The sequence below is a fragment of the Sulfuriferula sp. genome, assembly GCF_054605375.1.
Map to the genome: position 1 here is coordinate 1 of NZ_JBTSEG010000057.1, position 6,307 is coordinate 6,307.

Annotated in this window: 7 protein-coding genes and 1 pseudogene; 5 read left to right on the forward strand and 3 right to left on the reverse strand. The window is 54.2% G+C overall.

From position 1 onward, the window contains the following. Positions 1-148: 148 nt before the first annotated feature. A pseudogene (locus ACYCZJ_RS16260) lies at positions 149-709 on the reverse strand (DDE-type integrase/transposase/recombinase); the annotation flags it as partial. A gap of 29 nt (positions 710-738) precedes the next feature. Then, on the reverse strand, positions 739-1,749 hold the full coding sequence (locus ACYCZJ_RS16265; RefSeq protein WP_461555270.1) for an Lcl C-terminal domain-containing protein: 1,011 nt from the start codon (positions 1,747-1,749) through the stop codon (positions 739-741). A 353-nt stretch (positions 1,750-2,102) separates the two neighbouring features. Here ACYCZJ_RS16265 and ACYCZJ_RS16270 point away from each other — a divergent pair, with 353 nt between their 5' ends. Together ACYCZJ_RS16270 and ACYCZJ_RS16275 are read left to right on the forward strand one after the other, a co-directional pair. Further along, positions 2,103-2,615: a zinc ribbon-containing protein gene (locus ACYCZJ_RS16270; RefSeq protein WP_461555271.1), complete on the forward strand. Its 513-nt coding sequence runs from the start codon at positions 2,103-2,105 to the stop codon at positions 2,613-2,615. A 99-nt stretch (positions 2,616-2,714) separates the two neighbouring features. Further along, positions 2,715-3,488, forward strand: coding sequence for a M90 family metallopeptidase (locus ACYCZJ_RS16275; protein ID WP_461555272.1), 774 nt, complete (start codon positions 2,715-2,717; stop codon positions 3,486-3,488). Positions 3,489-3,511: 23 nt separating this feature from the next. Here the strand turns inward: ACYCZJ_RS16275 and ACYCZJ_RS16280 are convergent, their stop codons facing one another. Further along, positions 3,512-4,408, reverse strand: coding sequence for an urease accessory protein UreH domain-containing protein (locus ACYCZJ_RS16280; protein WP_461555273.1), 897 nt, complete (start codon positions 4,406-4,408; stop codon positions 3,512-3,514). Positions 4,409-4,904: 496 nt separating this feature from the next. Here ACYCZJ_RS16280 and ACYCZJ_RS16285 point away from each other — a divergent pair, with 496 nt between their 5' ends. The 3 genes from ACYCZJ_RS16285 (at position 4,905) to ACYCZJ_RS16295 (ending at position 6,191) form a co-directional block, all read left to right on the forward strand. Next, positions 4,905-5,060, forward strand: coding sequence for a DUF3309 domain-containing protein (locus tag ACYCZJ_RS16285; RefSeq protein ID WP_461555274.1), 156 nt, complete (start codon positions 4,905-4,907; stop codon positions 5,058-5,060). Between the two features lie 49 nt (positions 5,061-5,109). Then, positions 5,110-5,421, forward strand: coding sequence for a BON domain-containing protein (locus ACYCZJ_RS16290; protein ID WP_461555275.1), 312 nt, complete (start codon positions 5,110-5,112; stop codon positions 5,419-5,421). A 206-nt stretch (positions 5,422-5,627) separates the two neighbouring features. Then, entirely contained in the window at positions 5,628-6,191 is a 564-nt protein-coding gene (locus tag ACYCZJ_RS16295; RefSeq protein WP_461555276.1) for a Spy/CpxP family protein refolding chaperone, read from the forward strand. Positions 6,192-6,307: the final 116 nt, after the last annotated feature.

Sequence of the window (6,307 nt, forward strand, 5' to 3'; positions counted from 1 at the left end):
TGGAGATCGGGAAAATGGGTTAAATAGGGCGAAGAACGCCAAAAGCAGTGAGGAAAATTGCATTTCCTGAGCATTTCACATTGTCGTTTGAAAATTTGAAGCGGAGCCGTCTGCTGCTGCGCGGCAGACGGGGTTGTTCAGAGCATCCCTAGGTGTCACATCCCGCACGATCATAAGGACGCTTATGGAACAGGTGCGGGTGAGTGGTGTACCACTCCTTCATCGTCTGCATCGGTGTTTTGCTCTTGAGCACCGACTGCGGGAGCTGGTGATTGTACAGCGCCACGTAACGCAGCAGCGTCTGCTCCAGCTCCTCGCCTGAATGGAAGTGATGCGTGTTGAGCACATCGCTGATCCGGCCGTTGAAACGTTCCACCATGCCATTGGTCTTGGGCGTCCTGGGTTGGGTCAGGCGGTGCTCGATCCCCAGCGCCCGGCACAGCTGGTCAAACTCATGTTCACCGGCCGGCTGACGATCCTTCGATCCAAACAAGCGGTCAGTGAATTCCTTGCCGTTGTCTGTCAGTAGCCGGGTTATCTTGATCGGGCATTGCCGGTGTAGCGCAGCCAGGAAGTGCTTTGCACTGGCAGCGGTCTTATTATTCTTGATGGCAATGAACACCCAGCGCGTGGCACGGTCAATGGCGACGAACAGATAGCGCCGTTTGGTCTCATCCGTCATCTGCGGCAGGTATTTGATGTCCATGTGCTCTGTGGCTTGAATCGCGGTTTTTAGGTTCAATCGAAACTGGTCACGGCCCATACCGAAAATTGTGCGAAGCGCTTTTGTCCGACTCCCGTCGCGCCTTTTTCCAGGTACAGGGCCCAGGCCCAATCGGGCTCGAACAGGCTGGTGGTTGACGACCAGTAAATGTCCTGCACGTCGGCGAAAGGATGTCCGGACGGCAAGGCCGGGCTGTGGGCGGCGCAATCCACCAGTGCCTCCAGTTCGTTGATCGTGGGCAGCCGCCAGACATTTCCCGCGCCTTGATGGTTGAGCGCGGCCACCGCTGCCAATGCCTCGCGCCAGACCACCGGTTGCGGTGTGAGGTTCGCGCTGCGGCGCCAGAGCAGGCGGGTGAGACGATCCAGGACGCCGGCTGGGCGTATTTCGAAGCGGGGTTCAGGCCACGGCGCGCCGTAACGCCATTCGCCGTCTTGTCCCGTCCCGACGCATGAAATGACTTTGCCGGCGGCGTCGTAGCACAGGCTTTGGCCGGTGCGCGGGACAACGCCCAGGCCTTCGCCGCGTACCGGCCAGAGTATGAAGGATTGATCTTTGCCGCCGTAAAACATGCGCGCGCCATCGAGCGCCACATACCAGGCGTGCGTCGGGCTGATGGCCGCCGTCGTCGCGCTCCAGTACCAGCCGTTGAACACATTGATGAACGGGTGCCGCTCAGGCAGGGCAGGCAATCTGGTTTGCAGGCTGAGCAAGCTGCGCAATTCGCGGCGATTGGGCAGGCGCCAATCGTGCTGGCCGAAACGCTGTTCGCGGTTCATGCTTGCGACGAAATCCAGTGCTTCCTGCCAGGTGAGTGGAAATTCCGCGAGATTGGCATTACGACACCAGATCAGACCGGTCAGACCATCCATGACCTCGTCGTTGCGCAAGTCGAAGCGCGGTTCCGGCCAGGGCGTGCCGACGGCAAACGAGGCGTCCTGACCGGAGCCTTCGCACGCAAGCTCGCGTCCGTCGTCGGCATGGCAGGTGCGTTGGCCGGTATGCAGATAATGGTGAGTGGTCATGATTGCTTCAATGAACCTGGAAAAGCTGTAAGGATTTCCTCGTTATAGGCACTTTCAGGATGAGTGCTCGAACGCACCAGTTTGATGATAGTACCCGGATCGAACGGTAGCGCGTGGTACAACTACCAAGCGGTGCATGGATTTATTGCGGTAATTCCCAGCTTTGCTGGATGAACTTTAACTGGACGGAGGATGTTCTATCGAACCCGGATTTCAAATTTCGATCTCGCCTCATCAGAGCCGGCCCAGAACAATAGCGCTCTTCACCTGATGGACCAACGCGTCTGGCTGGGTCATTTGGCGGTTGTTGCAGAAATTCCGGCTGAATTTATATAGTTAAAAGGAGCGCTAAAATGAAAGATCTTCCTCCGCCACGCGACCCCATCGAGGCAATGGGTGAGGCTTATGAAGCGTTATTGGAAAAGGCGTTACAGAAAGCGCATCAAAGCGGCTCTGCCGTCCACGACATGATGGGTGCGATTCGGGGCGATATCGCGGCCTTGAACAAGTTCAGTGATGACGAAGTCGTCCAGCTGGAAGAATATCTGAAACGGGATATGGTCGATGCTGCGTGGTATCTGGATAAGACCGGCAAGGAATTGAAGGATTGGCTGGGTTTTGATGTGGCGTTGATGAAGCACGAATTCTGGGAGCGGTTTTCCCAAGCTGCAGATCAGACCACGACGGCGCTATATCAATTAAAGCTGGAGGCGGAAATCGCCGAGTATCATGGCGGCGAACTGATTGGTTTAGGGACGCTGGTATGCGATCAGTGCGGTGAAAAATTGCATTTTCACAAACCAGGCCGCATTCCCCCTTACCCCAAGTGCCACAGCGCGCTCTTCCATCGGCAGCATATTGAATAATTTTGTTCGCAATTTCCAGGCCACACTCCCGACCAGGCAATCAAGAGAGATTGCCATGTTGTTGAGGCGGCACGGACTAACCGTCATCGAGAAAACGAGATGCGTCCGCTAGGCACTGCGTTACGGCGCTGGCGCCTGCGCAGAATGCTTCAGCGTCATCCGATACCTCACCACGTCTGGCAAAGTGTGACCCGGCGCGTGTTGGTGTTGAGAGGGCTGGATGCGGTGCAAATGGCGCATCTGCGCGAGATGACGACGTGGTTCCTGGATCGGAAATCAATCACCGGCGCTCAAGGCCTGGAGGTGACGCAGTCAATGAGAGTGGCGGTAGCCGCCCAGGCATGCCTGTTGATCCTGAATCTGGGCGTGGAGCATTTCGACGGTTGGGTCGAGGTCATCCTCTATCCGGGCGCGTTTCGCGTTAAGCATGCACAGATGGATGCCATTGGCCTGGTCCGTAACGAAGCAAGCGTTTTAACCGGCGAGTCATGGTTGCGCGGGCCGGTGATTTTGTCCTGGGATGACGTCGAGCGGGATACCTATCATTATCAGGCTGGTCACAATGTGGTGTTGCACGAGTTCGCACACAAGCTGGATGGTCTTACCGGGGTGACGAACGGCATGCCGCCATTGCGTCGCGGCATGAGCAGGAAACGATGGGCCGAGGCACTCAGTGAGGCCTACGATGCGCTGTTTCTGCAAGTGGCAGCAGGAGAATCCGGTTTTATCAATCCTTATGCCGCTACCAATCCGGCGGAGTTTTTTGCGGTGATGAGCGAGTACTTCTTTACCGCACCGGATATTTTGAAAAACTGTTGCCCGGCCGTCCACAAACAGCTCGCACTGTTTTACCAAACAGTTGCAGCACATTGATATGCCTCGCTGAGGGGCGAGCGCTATTTGCTACTGGCTACCGTGGCCTGCAACGCGCGCAAGGTCCGGGTCTGGGTAATAAAAGTGCCCAGTCCTACACCGGCCACGCACACTACCGCCAGTACCAGTGGCAGATCGATGTGGGATAGGCCATGTACGTGCAGGCCAGTGTTGATGCTCCAGTCAGCCATCTTGGGAAACAGCAGGCCGAACACCCCCGCAGCAGTATAGGCGGCGCCGCCCCACAGCAAGGTGCGCGCGGCCGTGGTCAGCGCTACCGCACGTATTGCCTGTGGGGAAAGCCTGCGGCTGGCAGCCATTTTTCCAAACAAAGCGCCCGCGACTGCTTGCACTATCAAGGTACCCAGCCCGAATAGCGCGCCGGGTACCCAGCCCCATGCAGCGCTGGGCATGGCGGGTGCCAGCGTAGTGTAGAGAATGAGTGCAAAGGCACCGAAACCCCAGCCGGCTACAAAGCCGTGCAGCGCGGGCATCCAGCCAGTCATGCGTGTCCAGTGAGTAGATTCGGGGGAATCGTCCAGACGGTCTTCATGGCATTCACCAATCAGGTGCAGGTGCATGGCACGCCGTTGACGCAGCATCAACCAGCCACCCCCCGCCATTAGCAGGCCAATGGGCACAAATAACGCCTGATTCAGCCAGCCCGTTTGCATCCATTGAGAGAGTCCCAGCCAGGCCAATTCACTGGCGATCGCACGCTGGATAGTGAACGTCAGCGAGAACAGCAGTCCGGCACGCAGGCCTTTGCGGGTGGAGTAGCTCCCGACTGCATAGCTGAAAGTGATGGGCCAGGTATGCTCGTCCGGCACCATGCCGTGGATAAGGCCCAGCAGCAATGCGGTGACCAGTGCAGCAGCGACGCCTGGGTGAGTGGGGTTCCACAGATCGATGAATTCCATGATGGCGTGAGTTGGTCTGATTGGGCAGGCTGCTGGCTTCTCGTGGTTGCATAGCATACCGAGTGCTTTCAATTCGGTATAGGGTTGTTGTCAAACACGCGGTGACGATGCAGTTGGCCAACACGGGCATCTGCACTGAATTCTCTATGTGTGATACCGCACAGAACTTATTTGTTTGGACGTTTAAATTCAAGTCAACCGATCGGCATAGCCGCCGAATGAGCATTGGAAATTCAACTACCAGGGTCCATAACAATGATGAGAATACCTTGTCAGCAGTGATCGTGTGGCTACGCATGGTTATGGCGAAACCTATCCGATTGCCAGCAACAACAACGCGGGAGGCCACCAACCGAATCGTCGTGTGGAAATTGCCCTGTCCGATGACAACGGTAATATCACGCCCCGTTAAACGTTCAATAGTTAAAATTTATGCCTTGTTATGAAAAATAACGGCCTGGATCTGAAGTTTAATCAGTATTAAGAGGAGCTGAAAATGTTAGGAACTGTACTGTTGATTGTGGTGATTCTGATGCTGATTGGCGCGTTTCCAAGCTGGCCCCACAGCAGGGGATGGGGATACGGTCCGAGCGGAGGATTGGGATTGATACTGGTCATTCTGATCATCCTGTTATTGCTGGGGCGCATATAGCGTTTTGGCACGAGCGAATTTTTTTGTATTTAATTAAGGAGTATCAATCATGAAATTATTCAAGATATTTTCCGCATTTTTTTTGAGTGTCGTGCTGGTGTCTTTCATGGGTTGCGCGTCTACTCAAACGAAGGAGAGCACCGGCGGCTATATTGACGACAGCGTCATCACGACCAAGGTCAAGGCAGCTATTTTCAAGGAACCTACTCTTAAATCAACGGAAATCAATGTCGAAACATTCAAAGGTGTAGTTCAGTTAAGCGGTTTCGTTAACTCACAGGCCGACATCAGCAAGGCCGTTGAAGTGACGCGCAAAGTTGATGGCGTGCGCAGCGTCAAGAATGACATGCGTCTCAAGTAGAGGCATTTTCACGCTACACCAAGTATTTTCCGGCTGTAGCGTGCGAATGAGCACGCCGCGCATAATGCGGCGTGGTTGTGAATACTGCTAAATTGACTGACACAATCAGATATCGTCAATCTGCAACTAAAGGCTGTCCGCATCAATCATATGTGTTGCCACGATTTAAGCGTGGCCAATAATTTTCACTGCGAAAAGGATATTCAATGAAACTGCGTACAAAAATTGCGCTTGGTCTCATCTCTTCAGTGTGTGCAGTCGGGATCGCAACGGCTGCGAACCATGAGATGAAGCATGGACAAAAACATGAGATGGATTGTGATGGCATGGACATGATGCGGGGTCATATGATGAAAGACCCGGTTGCCACTGCCAATAAACATCTGAGTGAATTGAAAACCAAACTTGGTATTACCAAGGATCAGGAGCCAGCCTGGAAGACATTCTCTGATCAGGTCAATGCGCAAGCAAAAAATATGGCGTCCATGCATGACAGGATGAAGGGTAACATGCAGAACATGCCGATGACAGCGCCTGATCGCATGGCGATGATGGCCGGCATGATGAAGGACCGTGCGCAGACGATGGCAACGATGGCCGAAGCTGTAAAAACATTATATGCAGCGCTTACGCCTGAACAAAAAATCACGTTCGACAAACTGCACATGAGTCACATGAAATCAATGGGCCATATGAAGTCGATGGATCACTCGAAGGCAATGGAGCAAAATCAATCGCTGGATGTGCGTGGCGAACTGGGGAGGCTGTAAACCAGTTTGTGTAACTGCCTATTTGTAACTACCCTCACGGGTTAAAAAACGATAGGTAGGGAAATGGATCTGGACAAGCTAAAAGCACTGGCAGCTGAATTAGCCAAGAACGTCAA